4 tRNA genes and 2 rRNA genes are annotated in these 784 nt (G+C 49.2%); all 6 read right to left on the bottom strand.

The features are described 5' to 3' along the window. Positions 1–50: 50 nt before the first annotated feature. Positions 51–127 (bottom strand) — tRNA-Arg (locus tag EVJ21_RS15210). Positions 128–158: 31 nt separating this feature from the next. Further along, positions 159–245 (bottom strand) — tRNA-Leu (locus EVJ21_RS15205). A gap of 35 nt (positions 246–280) precedes the next feature. Continuing rightward, positions 281–356 (bottom strand) — tRNA-Thr (locus EVJ21_RS15200). Positions 357–365: 9 nt separating this feature from the next. After that, a tRNA-Val gene (locus tag EVJ21_RS15195) sits at positions 366–441 on the bottom strand. A 9-nt stretch (positions 442–450) separates the two neighbouring features. Beyond that, positions 451–566 (bottom strand): 5S ribosomal RNA (rrf, locus tag EVJ21_RS15190). 94 nt (positions 567–660) lie between these two features. Then, positions 661–784 (bottom strand): 23S ribosomal RNA (locus EVJ21_RS15185); the annotation flags it as partial.

The raw sequence follows: 784 nt of genomic DNA, 5'->3' as shown, positions 1-784 counted from the left end.
TTGGTCCCAAACCAAGTGCTCTACCAAGCTGAGCTACTTCCCGTTATAAATGGTGCACCCTGAGAGATTCGAACTCCCGGCCTTTAGATTCGTAGTCTAACGCTCTATCCAGCTGAGCTAAGGGTGCGAGACGAATGATTCCCAATGGGATATATAGATGGTACCGAGGGCCGGACTTGAACCGGCACGAGGAAACCCTCGCAGGATTTTAAGTCCTGTGCGTCTACCAATTCCGCCACCCCGGCAAGGTATAATTAGTGCGGTAGACTTTTTTTAAAAATGGTGCCGGCGAAAGGATTTGAACCCTCGACCCTCTGATTACAAGTCAGATGCTCTACCAACTGAGCTACACCGGCAGGTGTAAATGGTGGAGGATGACGGGATCGAACCGCCGACCCCCTGCTTGTAAGGCAGGTGCTCTCCCAGCTGAGCTAATCCTCCGATATGTATGCCTGGCAACGTCCTATCCTCACAGGGGGAGACCCCCAACTACTTTCGGCGCTGAAGCGCTTAACTTCCGTGTTCGGCATGGGAACGGGTGTGGCCGCTTCGCTATCGCCACCAGACATATATGAGATTAACATTATCTTTACATAATGTCAAACTTTTTTTGAAAGATTACTCTCTCAAAACTGAAGATTCATCAATACAAACCAATTCTAGATCAAAGCCTCGACCGATTAGTATCATTCAGCTCCACACGTCGCCGTGCTTCCACCCATGACCTATCTACCTCATCGTCTCTGAGGGGTCTTTCTTGATTGCTCAAAGGGAAATCTCATCT

This window comes from Exiguobacterium sp. SH0S2 (assembly GCF_004337185.1).
Taxonomy (GTDB): domain Bacteria; phylum Bacillota; class Bacilli; order Exiguobacteriales; family Exiguobacteriaceae; genus Exiguobacterium; species Exiguobacterium aurantiacum_A.
This window is presented reverse-complemented; position numbering and strand designations above follow the sequence as displayed.